This window comes from Paraburkholderia caffeinilytica (assembly GCF_051027425.1).
Classification (GTDB): Bacteria; Pseudomonadota; Gammaproteobacteria; order Burkholderiales; family Burkholderiaceae; genus Paraburkholderia; species Paraburkholderia caffeinilytica_A.
Map to the genome: position 1 here is coordinate 2,640,708 of NZ_CP186553.1, position 15,693 is coordinate 2,656,400.

Below are 15,693 nucleotides of genomic sequence, written 5' to 3' on the forward strand. Positions count from 1 at the left end.
AGAGAGTTCGAGCGCGCATTCACGCTCCAGCATGCCGCACGGCAACGCGTTCCGAAAAACGGGATGATCTGCGCTTAAATTGCGATTCAAAGCCGCTCCGGCCCGGCGAAAACCTTGACTGACAAAGCCGCACGCTACAATGATGCCAATCCATTTTCCGGAACGGCACCCATGACTAAAGCGGATACTCCTACCCTGCGCGCGTTCGCCCTGCTAGAACATCTCGTGCGCGCCGAAGGTCCGGTGTCGCTTGCCGACATTGCCCAGGACGTCGATCTGCCGAAGGCTTCCTTGCACCGTATGCTGGCTTCGCTCGAAGCCAGCGGCCTCGTGATCCGCGAGCCGGGTCAGAAAAACGCTTATGTGATCGGCCCGCGCCTCGCGCAACTCGGTCTTGGCGTCATGATGCATTCGGGCGCCCGCCGGCTGCGGCATGCGATCCTGGCTCACCTGGTCGCCGATCTCGGCGAGACCTGCAACCTCACGATGCTGCATGAAACCGAGGTGCTGTATCTCGACCGGCTCGAAGCGCCCTGGCCGTTGCGGCTCGATCTCAAGCCCGGCTCGCACGTGCCGGCGCATTGCAGCGCGAGCGGCAAACTGCTGATGGCCATGCTGCCGCGCGAACAACGCGCCGCCCTCGTCCGCACGCTGAAGCTCGAACGCTTCACGCCGAATACCATCACCGACCCCGAACTGCTCGAAGCGGAACTCGACCGCACCGCGCACAAGCGGATCGCTATCGACAATGAGGAGTTTGTCGCCGGCATTGCGTGCGTGGCCGCGCCGGTGACGGATGAGAACGGCACCTGTATCGCGGCGATCGCCGTTCATGCGCCGGTCTCGCGGGCGCCGCTGTCGCGTGCCCTCGAGTTCGTGCCGCGTCTGCAGGAAGCCGCCCAGCAGCTCGCCAAAACGTTCTAGCGCGCTTTGGCGGCCGCTTGTGCGGTCGCTTATGCAGTGGGTTATGCCATAGCTTGCGGCACCGCTTCTACCAGCGCTCATGCCGCCGCTTACGGCAGCGCTCGTGCCATCGCTTACGGCAGCGCTCGTGCCGTCGCTTACGGCAGCGCTCATGGCATCGCTTAGGCCACCGCCTATTCCTCAGGCTGCTGCGCGCGCACGAGTTCCGCGAGCAGACGCACACCCTCATCGATCTTTTCGAGCTTGATGGCCGAAAAGCCCATGCGGAAGCAGTGGTTCTGCTCAAGTCCGGTCATGAAAAAGACCCGCCCCAGTTCGATCAGAATGCCGTGTGCCTGCGCATCCGCGGCGAGGCGTGTCGCATCGAGCCACGGCGGCCCCTCGACCCAGCACGACGCGCCGCCGCCCACCGGCAGATAGCGCGCTTCGGGAAGGTGCGTGTCGAGCGCGGTCATCAATGCCTGTGCGCGCTCCCGATAGGCGTGGGCGAGCCGCCGCAGCAACGCATCGTGGTGCCCGAGCGCCAGAAAAGTGGCGAACGCGCGTTGAATATAGGCGGCGGGATGGCGCACCATGAGACGCCGCAGCGCGCGCAGTTCGCGGACCAGTTCACGCGGCCCGACGATATAACCCAGCCGCAGCCCAGGCGCGAAGGTCTTCGACAGACTGCCGATATAGATCACCCGGTCGGCTGTATCCAGGCTCTTCAACGCCGGGTGCGGCGTGCCTGAGAAGTTGTTTTCACTTTCGTAGTCGTCTTCGATCAGGACGAAGTCATGGGCCTGTGCCTGTTCCAGCAGCGCGTGACGCCGCTCGATCGGCATGGTGGCCGTGGTCGGGCACTGGTGGCTTGGCGTTACATAGACGTAGTCGCATTGCGCGAGCAGATCGGCGTCCTCGGCCGGACGCACGCCACCGGCATCGACAGGCAGCGGCTGCAGCCGCGCATTGCGGTTCTCGAAGATATTGCGGGCATCCGGATAGCCGGGGTTTTCGAAGCCGATCGTGGTCCGCTCGCTCGCCAGCAGGTCCGCGATCAGATAGAGCGCCTGCTGACAGCCGATCGTCACGACGATTTCGTCCGGCATGGCAAACACGCCGCGCCGCGGCAGCACACGTGTGCGGATCTGCTGGATCAGCGTATCGTCGTCGCGCTCGATCAGGTCCGGCGCCCAGTTGCGAATCTCCATGACCGACAGCGCTTTCATGCAGCACTCGCGCCAGTCGTTGGTCGGAAACAGCGACTGGTCGAATTGTCCGTAGATAAAGGGGTATTCGTAGCTCAGCCAGTTGCCCGGCTTGACGATGTTGCGTTGCGACGACGGCCTTCTTCTGACGCGCTGGTCCCAGTCCGGCCGCGCGAGGGCTTCGTTGGCGGCCTGCGTCGGGACCGTTTGCAGCGGCGAGAATGCGTGCCGCCCTTCGAGGATGGCCGGATTGACGAAATGCCCGCTCCGCTCGCGCGAGATCAGATAGCCCTCCTCCACCAACTGCTGATAAGCGAGTACGACCGTATTACGGGCAACGCTCAACTGGTCGGCCAGTTCGCGGCTCGATGGCAACGCGTGATGCGGCAGTAGCTGACCGTCCAGAATCGCGGCCACCAGCATCTGGCGAATCTGGCCCTGGAGGCTCATATTCGACTCGGGTGAACGCTGGAATCGCTGGCTCCAAAGAGCCACCGAGGTGCGACTTGCCATGCTTTCTCCTGATTTTTGTGGGCGGAGCCTGCCCGCGCGAAGACGGACACCGGCATTGTGGACGCGCAAAAAAACGCCTGCCAGCCGCCTTGGGACGGCTGCCGGCGGGACCGGCGCGGCAGCCCATTCTGGTGCAGCGGTGTGGACTCAACGATCAGCCGCGTCTGGCCCTAACCCGCATTATTTTTTACTGACGATACTCGCATCACCCCATTGTCGGCGATTGGGACAAGCCCCCGTCGGCGAAGGTTGGATTCACGTGTACTCGCGTGCCTGCACGGCCACTCTGGAGACCTACGATGAAAAGCGACAAACAACCGAAGTTGTCCCGCTGGTTCGGCGCATTGACACGCCGCGCGACAGTGGCGGCATTCGCCGCGCTTGCCTGTCTGGTGGCGCAACCCGGCCACGCGCAGGACAAGGAGGTCACGATAGCCTATCAACAGATCGTCGACCCATGGGTCGTCGCGATCGCCAGCGGCTCGATCGAGAAGGAGACGGGCTACAAGATCAACTGGCGGCAATTCGAATCCGGCGCGAAGGTTGCGACTGCTATGGCGTCAGGCGACGTGAAGGTCGGCGTGATCGGCTCGAGCCCGCTCGCCGCGGCGGTCAGCCAGGGTCTCGACCTGCAGCTCTTCTGGATTCTGGACAACATCAACCAGGCCGAAGCCATGGTCGTACGCAATGGTTCGGGCATCACCAAACCGGCCGATCTGAAGGGCAAGACGATCGGCGTGCCGTTCGTATCGACCACGCACTATCACACCATGTTCGCGCTGCAGCACTGGGGCATCAATCCGTCTGAGGTGAAGATCCTCAACATGCAGCCGAACCAGCTGGTCGCGGCATGGGAGCGCGGCGATATCGACGCCGCCTACGTGTGGGACCCGGCGCTCGCGCAATTGAAGAAGAGCGGCAAGGTCCTGATTACCTCCGGCGACCTGTCGAAACTCGGCAAACCGACCTTCGACGGAATCGCCGTCGATCGCCAGTGGGGCGAGGCGCATAAAGACTTCATGGCAAAGCTCGTGAAAGCCATCGCCGATGCGGACGATCAGTATCGCAAGAACACCGCGCAATGGAATGCCACCTCGCCGCAAGCGGCCGCCATCGCGAAGATGATCGGCGGTTCGCCGGCGGATGTGCCGGAGTCGCTCTCGCTTTATGCCTTCCCGACGATCCAGGAACAGGCCTCCTCGCAATGGCTGGGCGGCGGCAGTACGGGCCGCGCAACCTTCGCGCTGAAGGACACGGCGGCCTTCCTGAAGGATCAGAAACAGATCAGCGCGGTGTTGCCCGATTACTCGAAGTTCGTGACCCCGGCATACGCCGAAGCGGCAATGAAACTCAAATGACGCAGGCCGGTTCCGTCGAATCAGGAGGCAACATGGAAAGCATGAGAGTCAAGAATGTGAGCGTGGTCTTTCCGGGGCGCAAGCCGGGCCAGACGGTGCACGCGCTCGACAACATCGATCTGACGGTCAACTCGGGCGACTTCGTCGTCGCGCTCGGCGCCTCGGGTTGCGGCAAGACCACCTTGCTCTCGCTCATGGCGGGCTTCATCGCGCCGACCAGCGGCGAGTTGCTGCTCGGCGGCACACCGGTCGGGGGACCGGGCTCGGACCGTGGCGTCGTGTTCCAGAAGCATGCCCTGTTGCCGTGGCTCAACGTGATCGACAACGCCGAGTTCGGCCTGAAGCTTCAGGGCGTGCCGAAAGCGCAGCGGCGCGAGATCGCCGCGCGCAATCTGGCGCTGGTCGGCTTGCAGGATTTTCACAAGCACATGATCTATCAACTCTCCGGCGGGATGCAGCAGCGGGTGGGCATTGCTCGCGCACTGACCTGCGATCCCGCCATGCTGCTGATGGACGAGCCGATGGCCGCGCTCGATGCGCTGACCCGCGAGACCATTCAGGAACTGCTGCTCGACGTCTGGACGAAGACCAGCAAGATGTTCTTCTTCATCACGCACAGCGTCGAGGAAGCGCTCTTTCTGGCCAGCCGCCTGATCGTGATGTCGCCGCGCCCCGGGCGCATCACGCATACCTACGAGCTGGATTTCAATCGACGCTTTCTGGAAACGCGCGACGCGCGCGCCATCAAGTCGAGTCCCGACTTCATCGAAATGCGCGAACGCGTGCTCAGCATCATTTACGGCGACGAGAAAATGCACAGCGCCGAAGCCGAGGTGACACATGTTTAGTTCAAAACGGGCACATGCTCTCGCGCACGGCCAGCAGGCCTCACTCGAATCCGACACGCCGATGAAACCACCGCGCACACCCGGTCGACGTCCCCGCATTCTCGCCAAGAAACCCGCGAAACCAGGCGACACATTCGGCGTGCCCGGCCAGGGCAGCAGTGTGGTCACGAGCCTCGTGACGGTCGCCCTGTTTATCGGTCTGTGGTTTGTCGCGACGAACCTCCATTGGATCAAGCCGCTCTTTCTGCCGTCGCCGCAGGCGGTATACGCAAAGTTCATCTACGTCGCCACGGAAGGTTTCGCCAACTCCACGCTCGCGCAGCATACCGGCATCAGCTTGCTGCGCGTGTTCGGTGCCTTCGCGCTCGCCTGCGTGACCGCGATTCCAATCGGCGTGATGATGGGCGTCTCGCGTTTTGCGCGGGGCGTCTTCGATCCACCCATCGAGTTCTACCGGCCGCTTCCGCCGCTCGCCTATCTGCCGCTCATCATCATCTGGTTCGGCATCGGCGAATTCTCCAAGGTCTTTCTCATCTACCTCGCCATCTTCGCGCCGCTCGCCATCGCCGCGCGATCCGGCGTGCGTTCCGTGTCGATCGAACAGATTCATGCGGCCTATTCGATGGGCGCCTCGCGCACGCAGGTGGTGCTGTACGTGATTCTGAAATCCGCGCTGCCGGAGATTTTTACGGGCATGCGAATCGGCATCGGCGTCGGCTGGACGACACTGGTTGCCGCGGAAATGGTGGCCTCGACGAGCGGTCTCGGCTTCATGGTGCTGAACGCTGCAGAGTTCCTCGCCAGCGACGTGGTGATCATGGGCATCATCGTCATTGGCTTCTTTGCCTTGTGCTTTGATTTGTTGATGCGCCACCTCGAACGCATGCTGGTGCCGTGGAAAGGCCGGGTGTAATCGCCAGGCGCGATCGATTTGCATCGCTTCGATTTTGCCGGAGCCGGACGTTGCGCAGGTCATCGTCCTCAAGGATCGATGCCCTCGCCGAAAGTACCGTCACCGCAGCGTGAGGCCTCCCCCACGCTGCCCGGCCGCCCCCGGCACCGGCGTGGACTCAGCGATTGACGCCGGCTGGCACTACGCCGATAGCAGTGCCCTCCGCAATACTTCAACTGTCCGTTATCGCTGGCGCGCGGCATGAATTTCCAATTCGACTGACTACGGACGCCCGTCTTCAGTCCGCACGAATCGCCGCGACTACATCACGCGCTCCGTGGCCGAACCGCGAGTGAGCAGCGCGCATCGCAATCATCAATTTTCGAGACAAATTGGACCGTTTATTTCGCATCACCTATTGACCATCCCAGGTGCATGCTCTACATTTTATAAAACATCTTTTCGGAACGTTTTGTTCCATTTTCAACAACATCGGAGACAGCCCTCATGAGCGATCACACACCCGTCAGCGGCCCGCAGGCCATGACCCCGTCAGAAGCTTTCGTCGAAACCCTGGCCGCGAACGGCGTGACCGACATGTTCGGCATCATGGGTTCGGCCTTCATGGACGCCATGGACATCTTCGCGCCCGCCGGCATCCGCCTTATCCCCGTGGTGCACGAGCAGGGCGCCGGCCACATGGCCGACGGCTATGCCCGCGTATCGGGCCGTCACGGCGTGGTGATCGGTCAGAACGGCCCCGGAATCAGCAATTGCGTGACCGCCATCGCCGCAGCCTATTGGGCGCACAGCCCCGTGGTCATGATCACGCCCGAGGCGGGCACCATGGGCATCGGTCTGGGTGGCTTCCAGGAAGCGAAGCAACTCCCCATGTTCCAGGAGTTCACCAAGTATCAGGGCCACGTCACCCATCCCGCGCGCATGGCTGAATTCACCGGACGCTGCTTCGACCGCGCGCTGGCCGAGATGGGTCCGACCCAGCTCAACATTCCGCGCGATTATTTCTACGGCCAGATCAAGGCGGAGATTCCGCAACCGCAGCGCCTCGACCGCGGCCCCGGCGGCGATCAGCGCCTGAACGAAGCGGCTGAACTGCTCGCCCAGGCCAAATTCCCCGTGATCATTTCCGGCGGCGGCGTGGTGATGGCCGATGCAATCGAAGAATGCAAGGCGCTCGCCGAGCGTCTGGGCGCGCCGGTCGTCAACAGCTACCTGCACAACGATTCCTTCCCCGCCGACCACCCGCTGTGGTGCGGTCCGCTCGGCTATCAGGGCTCCAAGGCGGCGATGAAGCTGATCCAGCGCGCCGACGTGGTGGTCGCACTCGGTTCGCGTCTGGGACCGTTCGGCACGCTGCCGCAACACGGCATGGACTACTGGCCGCAAAACGCAAAAATCATCCAGATCGATGCCGACCACAAGATGCTCGGCCTGGTGAAGAAGATCTCCGTGGGCATCTGCGGCGACGCCAAGGCCGCCGCGGTTGCGCTCACGCAGCGTCTTGCCGGCCGCACGCTCGTCTGCGACGCCTCGCGTGAAGAGCGCGCCGGCCAGATCGCCGCCGAGAAGGCTTCATGGGAGAAGGAACTCGACGGCTGGACCCACGAGCGCGACCCCTACAGCCTGGACATGATCGAGGAGCAGAAAGACGAACGCACGCCCGGCGGCGGCAACTATCTGCACCCGCGCCAGGTGTTGCGCGAACTCGAAAAGGCCATGCCGGAAGACGTGATGGTCTCCACCGACATCGGCAACATCAACTCCGTGGCCAACAGCTACCTGCGCTTTACCAAACCGCGCAGCTTCTTCGCCGCGATGAGCTGGGGCAACTGCGGCTACGCGTTTCCGACCATCATCGGCGCCAAGGTGGCGGCGCCGCACCGCCCCGCTGTTTCCTATGCCGGCGACGGCGCGTGGGGCATGAGTCTGATGGAAACCATGACCTGCGTGCGTCACAACATTCCGGTCACCGCCGTGGTCTTCCACAACCGGCAATGGGGCGCCGAGAAGAAAAACCAGGTCGACTTCTACAACCGCCGCTTCGTCGCCGGTGAGCTGGACAACCAGAGCTTCGCGGGCATCGCTCGCGCGATGGGCGCCGAGGGTGTCACGGTGGACCGGCTCGAGGACGTCGGCCCCGCGCTCAAGCGTGCGATCGATATGCAGATGAATCACGGCAAGACCACCATCATCGAGGTCATGTGCACTCGCGAACTCGGTGACCCGTTCCGTCGCGATGCGCTGGCCAAGCCGGTGCGTTTGCTGGACAAGTACAAGGACTATGTCTGACCCGTGCGTTGTCTGAAGGTCCGGGCGGCAGGAGATGCGTTCCTGCTGTCCGGCGGACCGGAAACGGGGCTTTCCCTGCCGTTTCCGGCCGCTTTGTTTGCCGTTTGCCGTTTGCCGTTTGCCGTTTGCTGCTTCCGTCTCCCCAACCGTGACCGCTGCCCCGTGCCATGAAAGCTATCAATCGCATCATCGAGCGCGCCCGCACTTCGCAAAGACGCATCGTGCTTTGCGAAGCGGAAGATCCTCGCATGCTGGAGGCCGCACAACGCGCCACGCGTGAAGGCATCGCCCGTATCGTGCTGGTGGGCCCGGGCACGCGCATCCGCGCGTCGGCGGCTGAGCAGAACATCGAACTGTCCGGCATGGAGTTGGTGGATCCCGCGACCTCGCCGCTCGGCCCCTCGTTTGCCGAGGCGCTCTTCGCACTGCGCAGCAAAAAAGGCATGACGCTGGACGAAGCGAAGCAGGAAATCCTCAAGCCGCTCTGCTTCGCCAACCTGATGGTGCGGCTCGGTCACGCCGACGGCTCGGTGGCCGGCTCCGTCCACACCACAGCCGACGTGGTCCGCACCGCGATCCAGATCATCGGTCTCGATCCGTCGTTCAAACTGGTGTCGAGCTTCTTTCTGATGATGCTGTGCGAGCCCTTCCACACGCTCAAAGGCGGCCTGATTTTCTCCGACTGCGGACTGGTGGTGGACCCCGACGCCGGCGAGCTGGCACAGATTGCGATGGCCGCGGCCGACAGCGCGCAAAGCCTGCTGATGGAGGAGCCGCGCGTGGCCATGCTGTCCTTCTCGACCAGCGGCAGCGCCCGGCATGCGGCAGTCGACAAGGTCGTGGAAGCGACGCGCCAGGTGAGAGCCGCGCGCCCGCATCTGGCGATCGACGGCGACGTGCAACTTGACGCGGCGCTCGTCTCCGAAATCGCCATGCGCAAGATCGATCATTCACAGGTGCAGGGGCACGCCAACGTGTTGATTTTCCCCAGCCTGGAGGCCGGCAATATCGGCTACAAGCTGGCTGAGCGGATCGGCGATGCGAAGGCAATCGGCCCCTTGTTGCAGGGCCTGAAAAAGCCGGCCAACGATCTTTCGCGCGGCTGCAGCGCCGACGACATCTACTACGTGATCGCGGTGACCGCCGTGCAGGCACAAACCGCGGCTGAGCCCGCGACCGCGCACACCATGCCGCATCACGCATCGTGATCACCACGGAGATGTGGTTCCAGCTCGCATCGACAGACGCCGCGGTATTCACGTAAAGCCGTGGATGCAACGCGGCGAACGCGAGTCCGTGAGTCCGTGAGTCCGTGAGCCCGGCTATACCGGTTACCTCCCGCCACCCTGCCCGCATGCGCCGATCCAGCCGACAATCTCCGCCAATAGTTTCATGTCGGGCGGCACAGAAAGGTCCACGGCGAGACAACGGCGGTAATACGGGCTGAGATCGAGCCCGACACCCAGACCCAGCACCTCCACGTCGCGCGAGGCGTCATGGCGCGCCACGACGCTCTTGAGATGATTGTCGAGGTAGAAGGCGTCATTGGCCTGACCGGTCGCGCTGTCCATCGGGCTGCCATCCGAGATCACGATCAGGATCCGTCTTTCTTCAGCACGGGCGAGCAGACGCGAGCAGGCCCAGTCGACGGCCTCGCCATCCACGCCCTCGCGAAACAGGTCTGCCTTGAAGAGCGCGGCAATATCGGCGCGGGCGCGTCGCCAGCTCCGGTCGGCGTCCTTGAACACCAGGTGAGAGAGCTCGTTGAGCCGGCCCGGATGATGCGGCCGGCCCTGCGCCAGCCAGTCGAGCCGCGACCGGCCACCGTTCCACGCGCCGGTGGTGAATCCCAGAACCTCGGTGGTCACGCCGGCCTGATCGAGCGCGCGCGTGAGGATGTCCACCATAACCGCCACCGGCTCGATATGCGCTTTCATCGAGCCCGAGCAGTCGATCAGGAAGCCGACCACGCAGTCGGCAATGAGCGTGTTTCGTTCCAGCCGGAACAGACGCCGCTCGGCGGGCGAACTGACCAGTTGCGCGAGACGCCGCCCGTCGATGCGGCCATGCTCTTCACCGAACGACCAGCCGTCGCGCTGCCGTACCGCCAGCGCCGCCTTCAGCGCGTGCGCGAGCCGCGCGACGTTGATGCCCTGAGCCGCGACGCGCTCGTCGAGCCGTTCGCGAAACTCGTCGAGCAAGGCTTTGCGGACCAGCGTGCCGGGTGCTATCTCGCGGTCATAGCGCGTGGTGTATGCACGATAGCCCTGCTCCGATGCGTCGAGTACGCGGCTCCTGCCGGTGAGCGCAACGGCCATGTCCTTGTATTCGTCGTCCTCGACATCGAACCAGAGTGAGAACGCCGTGCGCGGGGCTTTGTCGTCGCTCTCCTGCGGGTCGTCTTGCGCCTCGTCCCGCGCGTCTGCGCGGGCGGCACGAATCATCTCAGCCACCCGCCGCGCCAACTCCAACGCATGAACAGCGAACGCGCCTTGCTCGTCCCGATGCCGGCGCAAGCCCGCCAGCGACACCCCCAGCACCGGTACGACGGCCGCGCGCGTGGCTTCGATCAAACCTTCGATCTGTTCGAGCACAGGCCAACCGCTCAGGCGCGACCACGCAATCTGCGCCACCGTGAACAGCAGAATGCCGAGATCGTCCTCGGCAAGCCCGGCGTGATAGAAGGCCCGTGACCAGGCCTCGAAACGTTCGCGCAGATTCTGCACGAGACCCGGCATGCCGGGCGGCGTCCGCGTTTCGCACCGTAGCTGTTCGAGCAGTTCGAACACCAGGCGCTCGATGGAGTCCGTCGGGCAAAGACTGCTGTGCAAGACCGCGTCGGAGTGCATGAGCCGCAAGGCCGCGCCGTCGGCGGCGCCGCGCAGGGATGCGAAGTCGTCTTGCTGCGAGTCGGTGCGCAAATGCGGCGCGTGCAAGGGTAAAGGCCGCAGATCGCGGCACAAACGGCCGTCGCGGTAGTGCAAGGTCGCGTCGCCGGTGAGGGCGCGCACGGTCGCTGCACAAAGGGACTCGCGCTGCTCCGCGCGAAGCGTCGCTTGCCGCTCGGTCGGCTGGTCAGGAGCCGCTTGTCGAAGGGCCGCCTGGATAGCGGGCGCAGGGATAGTGGGCGCAGGGATAGCGGGTGCCTGGACAGTGGACGCCTGGCTCGGGGGTACTTGCCGCCAGACCGCCTCGTCCTGGGCCGCCTGGCGCAATGCCGCGTCGCCCAGGTCCGATTGCGGGAAGACCACCGGTCTGTCCGACGTCATCAGCGGGTGCCCGCCACGTGCGTTTCAGCGTTGGCGTTGGCGTTGGCGTTGGCGTTGGCGTCGGCGTCGGCCTCAAGCTCAGTACCGAAGCAGCGCTGAAAATACTCAGCCACAATCGACCGCTCCGCCTCATCGCATTTATTCAGGAAGGTCAGGCGAAACGCCATCGCGGGATCGCGGAAGATCTGGCAGTTCTCCGCCCAGTCGATCACCGTGCGCGGCGACATCAGCGTCGACAGGTCGCCATTGGCGAAGCCCCTGCGCGTGAGTTCCGCCACGCTCACCATCGATTCGATCAGCGCGCGTCCCGCCTCGTCGGCGAGTTCCGGGACGCGCGCAAGCACGATGCCGGCCTCTTCCGCGCGCGGCAGATAGTTGAGCGTGGCCACCACGTTCCAGCGGTCCATCTGCGCATGATTCAGCACCTGCGTGCCGTGATACAAACCGTTCAGATTGCCCAGCCCCACCGTATTGGTGGTGGCGAACATGCGGAAGTACGGATGCGGATGAATCACGCGATTCTGGTCGAGCAGCGTGAACTTGCCGTCGCGCTCGAGAATGCGCTGGATCACGAACATCACATCCGGACGCCCGGCATCGTATTCGTCGAAGATCAAAGCGACCGGGCGCTGCAATGCCCACGGCACGATCCCTTCCTGAAACTCGGTGACCTGCAGATCGTCGCGTACCACGATCGCGTCTTTGCCAACCAGGTCGAGGCGGCTGATATGGCCGTCGAGATTCACGCGCACACACGGCCAGTTGAGCCGCGCCGCCACCTGTTCGATATGCGTCGACTTGCCGGTGCCGTGCAAGCCCTGCACCATCACCCGCCGATCGCGGCTGAAGCCGGCCAGAATCGCCAGCGTTACCTCCGGATTGAAACGATAGACCTCGTCGATCTCCGGCACATGGTCGTCGCGCTCGCTGAACGCGGGCACCATCAGGCTGGAATCGATGCCGAAAACGGTCCGCACCGCGACCATTCTGTCGGGCTTGCCAGTCACGATATCAGTCACTTCATTCTCCTCCCCGCTGCGGGGATCTACATTCGGCGCTGCCGGGCGTCTATATTTTTCGGTACAATTTGTTCCGTTTTATTATAAACAGAATCTCACACCTTGAGCGGCACTTCGTCCGCGCCGACCCCGGCGGCCCGCGGCGTCAACGCGCGGTCGCCATTTCGTCGAAGGGTTTCGTGCGCCGTTCCATCGCGCGCGCCGCCCATGCCGAAAGCAGCGCCGACAGGATCACGTAGACGCACACGTACCAGGGCTTGCCACCGTCCAGACGCAGTAGCGCCGTCGCGATGATCGGCGTGAGGCCGCTCGCGAAGATTCCCGAGAACTGATACACGAACGAGATGCCGGTATAACGCACCTCCGGATCGAACAGCTCGGCGAAGAGCGCCGCTTCCGGACCGTAGACCATGGCGTAGAAGATGCCGAACGGAATCACCACGCCGAGCCAGACGGCCAAGGTATTGCCGGCCTGCGTCTCCATCAGCCAGAACGCCGGCAGCACCGAGGCGCCGCAGATCAGCGAACCCCAGCGATACACCCGCGCGCGTCCCATCAGGTCCGACATCCTGCCGAAGAACGGGATGAAGAAGCACATCACCATCGCCGCGACCATCACACCGGTGAGCGCTTCCGTGCGGCTCATCGAAAGACGTTGCGTGAGGTAGCCGATCATGAACACCGCGAAGATGTTGAAGAACACGCCGTCGATCCAGCGCGCGCCCATGCCGAGCAGCACCGAACCGCGGTAGCGCGTGAGCATGTCGACGAACGGGATTTTCACGTCGCGGCGGTTACGCTTGAGCGCGAGGAACTCCGGCGTCTCCATCACCTTGACGCGAATGTAGAGGCCGAGCACCACGAGCAGCAACGAAGCGGCAAACGCGACCCGCCAGCCCCACGAGAGAAACGCCGCTTCCGGCAGCAGCCGGGAAATACCCGCGACGATGCCCGACGCGAGGCACAAGCCAATCGACAAACCGATCTGCGGCAAACTTGCATACAGACCGCGCCGGTTCGGCGGGGCATATTCATAGGCCATCAGCACTGCGCCGCCCCATTCACCGCCGAGCCCGATACCCTGCAACACGCGCAGGAAGAGCAGCAGAATCGGCGCCCAGATGCCGATCTGATCGAAGGTCGGCACAAAGGCGACGCCCGCCGTCGAAATCCCCATGATGACGAGCGTGCAGATCAACGCCGACTTGCGTCCGATCTTGTCGCCGAAGTGACCGAAAATCACACCGCCGAGCGGTCGCGTGACAAAGCCGACGGCGAACGTGCCATAGGCCAGCATCGTCGAGACGAGCGGATCGTGAGCGGGAAAGTAAAGCTTGTTGAAGACAATACCCGCCACAACCCCGTACAGAAAAAAGTCATACCATTCGACCGTCGCTCCAATCACGCTCGCGAATGCAACGCGGCGGATAACCCGCTTATCGATTGCCATAGCGTCTCCTCCAATGGATGGCCGCGTGCCGTCCCGGCAACGCAGCACTTTTGAGCCCCTGTCTGTCTCCTCCTGGGGGCACGAATTTCGCCGCCTGCACGCTGCTGTTATCGACTTCGGATGCAGCGAGTCAGGTAGCGATCGATTTGCTTCTTGTAGCCACTTCGCTTCGTTGCTTCTGCCTTTGCGTCCACTCCTGCCTCAATACTGCGCTTCCATACTCCGCGACTGCACGTGCCCGGCCGGCCGGTCGCCGGCGCGGGCATCCTCGAGGATCATGCTGGACGCCTTTTCCGCGACCATCACGATCGGTACGTTGGTATTGCCGGAGACCAGCGTCGGCATGATCGAGCAATCGACCACCCGCAATCCTTGCGTGCCATACACGCGCAATCGTTCGTCGACCACCGCGCCCGGATCGCTCGCGACGCCCATCTTCGCGGTGCCGGACGGATGGAAAATCGTCTGACCGTATTCGCGGCAAAATTCCAGCAGTTCGTCGTCGCTTTGCGCTTCCCGGCCAGGTCGCACTTCGCGCTTCATCAGCGACGCCATAGGCTCCGTGGCGGCGACGCGGCGCGCGAAACGCGCCCCCGCGACCGTCGTGCGGCGGTCGAGATCGGTCGCCAGATAATTCGGCTGAATCGACGGGGCGTCGCGCATATCGCTCGTGCGAATCCGCACGCTTCCACGCGACTCCGGCCGCAACTGGCAGATCGAATAAGTGCAGCCTGGAAATGCGTGGACATCGCCGCCCGCGGTGTCGGCTGAAAGCGTGGAGAAGTGAAACTGGATGTCGGGTGTTTTCGCCTCGTCCGGCAAGGCGCGGCAAAACATGCCGCCCTGATTGATGCCGACGGAAAGCGGCCCCTCGCGAAACAGCGCCCATTGCAGGCCCATCTTCGCGCGGCCCGTCCAGGAGTGCAGTAAGTCGTTCGTCGTAATCGGCCGCGTCACTTCATAAGTCAGGCGTACTTGCAGATGGTCCTGCAGATTTTCGCCGACGCCGGCTCGATTGGCGATCACCGGAATACCCAACTCGTTGAGCAATTTAGCCGGCCCGACGCCCGACACCTGCAGCAATTGCGGCGACTGCAGCGCGCCGGCCGTCAGCACCACCTCGCGATGCGCGCGCACTTCGTGCTCCCTGCCGTGCTGCACATAGCGAACACCCGTAGCACGCGTGCCCTCAAAGAGAATCTTCGACGCCAGCGCGTCGGTCTCGATCTGCAGATTCGGACGGCTGCGCGCGGGTTTGAGGTAAGCGACGGCCGTCGAACAACGCCAGCCGTGCCGTGTGGTCAACTGGTAATAGCCAACGCCTTCCTGATCGCCCTGATTGAAGTCGTCGACGGTTGGGACGCCCAGGCGATTCGACGCGGCGATGAACGCATCCACGAGTTCGTGACGCTGTTTGATCGTGGAAGCCCACAACGGACCGCCCACGCCACGTGTCGGCGACTCGCCGAGTTCGTTGTGTTCGAGCCGCCGGAAATAAGGCAAGCATTCCTTCCAGCTCCAGCCGCGATTGCCGAGCGCGGCCCAGTGGTCGTAATCCTCCTGTTGTCCGCGAATGTAGATCAGCCCGTTGATGGAACTGCTGCCGCCCAACGTGCGCCCGCGCGGCCAGTAGAGCTTGCGATCGTGCATGTTCGGATCCGGGTCGGTGTAAAAGCCCCAGTTGTAGACCGGATGAAACATGGTCTTGCCGTAACCGATCGGAATATGGATCCACAGAAAGCGGTCAGGCGGCCCGGCTTCGAGCAGGCATACCGAGTAGCGGCCATTCTCCGAGAGCCGGTTGGCCAGCACACAGCCGGCCGATCCCGCGCCGACGACCACGTAGTCGAAACTCCGTACCATTGATGTCTCCGTGCCGATGTCTTTTCTTCTAAAACTGGATCATTTCGTCCCAATTTATTG

Annotated in this window: 11 protein-coding genes; 6 read left to right on the forward strand and 5 right to left on the reverse strand. The window is 63.4% G+C overall.

The window, feature by feature from the left end:
• The first annotated feature begins 171 nt into the window (after nucleotides 1-171).
• Nucleotides 172-924: an IclR family transcriptional regulator gene (locus ACOSV0_RS32180; RefSeq protein ID WP_434111505.1), complete on the forward strand. Its 753-nt coding sequence runs from the start codon at nucleotides 172-174 to the stop codon at nucleotides 922-924.
• Between the two features lie 173 nt (nucleotides 925-1,097).
• Here ACOSV0_RS32180 and ACOSV0_RS32185 read toward each other — a convergent pair whose 3' ends face one another.
• A complete protein-coding gene (locus tag ACOSV0_RS32185) occupies nucleotides 1,098-2,624 on the reverse strand; it encodes a PLP-dependent aminotransferase family protein (protein WP_434111507.1) in 1,527 nt (508 codons plus the stop codon).
• Nucleotides 2,625-2,947: 323 nt separating this feature from the next.
• Between ACOSV0_RS32185 and tauA the strand changes: the two genes are divergently transcribed.
• From tauA to pta, 5 genes are all read left to right on the forward strand, one after another.
• Complete coding sequence (tauA, locus tag ACOSV0_RS32190; RefSeq protein ID WP_434115940.1) at nucleotides 2,948-3,982, forward strand: taurine ABC transporter substrate-binding protein; 1,035 nt, start codon at nucleotides 2,948-2,950, stop codon at nucleotides 3,980-3,982.
• Between the two features lie 32 nt (nucleotides 3,983-4,014).
• Nucleotides 4,015-4,830 (forward strand): taurine ABC transporter ATP-binding protein, encoded by an 816-nt coding sequence (locus tag ACOSV0_RS32195; protein ID WP_434111508.1) that lies wholly within the window; start codon nucleotides 4,015-4,017, stop codon nucleotides 4,828-4,830.
• Nucleotides 4,823-5,743 (forward strand): ABC transporter permease subunit, encoded by a 921-nt coding sequence (locus tag ACOSV0_RS32200; RefSeq protein ID WP_434111510.1) that lies wholly within the window; start codon nucleotides 4,823-4,825, stop codon nucleotides 5,741-5,743. Before ACOSV0_RS32195 ends, ACOSV0_RS32200 begins: the two co-directional genes overlap by 8 nt.
• 486 nt (nucleotides 5,744-6,229) lie before the next feature.
• The gene (gene xsc, locus ACOSV0_RS32205; RefSeq protein WP_434111512.1) at nucleotides 6,230-8,032 is read left to right on the forward strand and encodes a sulfoacetaldehyde acetyltransferase; all 1,803 of its coding nucleotides are present in this window, start codon (nucleotides 6,230-6,232) and stop codon (nucleotides 8,030-8,032) included.
• A gap of 167 nt (nucleotides 8,033-8,199) precedes the next feature.
• The gene (gene pta, locus ACOSV0_RS32210; protein WP_434111513.1) at nucleotides 8,200-9,240 is read left to right on the forward strand and encodes a phosphate acetyltransferase; all 1,041 of its coding nucleotides are present in this window, start codon (nucleotides 8,200-8,202) and stop codon (nucleotides 9,238-9,240) included.
• Nucleotides 9,241-9,363: 123 nt separating this feature from the next.
• On the opposite strand, the gene ACOSV0_RS32215 is transcribed toward pta, so the two are convergent.
• The 4 genes from ACOSV0_RS32215 to ACOSV0_RS32230 all read right to left on the reverse strand — a co-directional run bounded on the left by ACOSV0_RS32215 (nucleotide 9,364) and on the right by ACOSV0_RS32230 (nucleotide 15,633).
• On the reverse strand, nucleotides 9,364-11,301 hold the full coding sequence (locus tag ACOSV0_RS32215) for a cobaltochelatase CobT-related protein (RefSeq protein WP_434111515.1): 1,938 nt from the start codon (nucleotides 11,299-11,301) through the stop codon (nucleotides 9,364-9,366).
• Complete coding sequence (locus tag ACOSV0_RS32220) at nucleotides 11,301-12,287, reverse strand: AAA family ATPase (RefSeq protein WP_434115942.1); 987 nt, start codon at nucleotides 12,285-12,287, stop codon at nucleotides 11,301-11,303. Before ACOSV0_RS32220 ends, ACOSV0_RS32215 begins: the two co-directional genes overlap by 1 nt.
• A 178-nt stretch (nucleotides 12,288-12,465) precedes the next feature.
• Nucleotides 12,466-13,770: an MFS transporter gene (locus tag ACOSV0_RS32225; protein WP_434111516.1), complete on the reverse strand. Its 1,305-nt coding sequence runs from the start codon at nucleotides 13,768-13,770 to the stop codon at nucleotides 12,466-12,468.
• Between the two features lie 201 nt (nucleotides 13,771-13,971).
• Complete coding sequence (locus ACOSV0_RS32230; protein WP_434111517.1) at nucleotides 13,972-15,633, reverse strand: GMC family oxidoreductase; 1,662 nt, start codon at nucleotides 15,631-15,633, stop codon at nucleotides 13,972-13,974.
• Nucleotides 15,634-15,693: the final 60 nt, after the last annotated feature.

Bases quoted from the DNA above. Each gene is read 5' to 3' on its own strand.
- ACOSV0_RS32200 (WP_434111510.1), top strand. From the start codon at position 4,823: ATGTTTAGTTCAAAACGGGCACATGCTCTCGCGCACGGCCAGCAGGCC.
- ACOSV0_RS32185 (WP_434111507.1), bottom strand. From the start codon at position 2,624: ATGGCAAGTCGCACCTCGGTGGCTCTTTGGAGCCAGCGATTCCAGCGT.
- ACOSV0_RS32220 (WP_434115942.1), bottom strand. From the start codon at position 12,287: ATGGTCGCGGTGCGGACCGTTTTCGGCATCGATTCCAGCCTGATGGTG.
- ACOSV0_RS32195 (WP_434111508.1), top strand. From the start codon at position 4,015: ATGGAAAGCATGAGAGTCAAGAATGTGAGCGTGGTCTTTCCGGGGCGC.
- pta (WP_434111513.1), top strand. From the start codon at position 8,200: ATGAAAGCTATCAATCGCATCATCGAGCGCGCCCGCACTTCGCAAAGA.
- ACOSV0_RS32180 (WP_434111505.1), top strand. From the start codon at position 172: ATGACTAAAGCGGATACTCCTACCCTGCGCGCGTTCGCCCTGCTAGAA.
- ACOSV0_RS32230 (WP_434111517.1), bottom strand. From the start codon at position 15,633: ATGGTACGGAGTTTCGACTACGTGGTCGTCGGCGCGGGATCGGCCGGC.
- ACOSV0_RS32215 (WP_434111515.1), bottom strand. From the start codon at position 11,301: ATGACGTCGGACAGACCGGTGGTCTTCCCGCAATCGGACCTGGGCGAC.
- xsc (WP_434111512.1), top strand. From the start codon at position 6,230: ATGAGCGATCACACACCCGTCAGCGGCCCGCAGGCCATGACCCCGTCA.
- ACOSV0_RS32225 (WP_434111516.1), bottom strand. From the start codon at position 13,770: ATGGCAATCGATAAGCGGGTTATCCGCCGCGTTGCATTCGCGAGCGTG.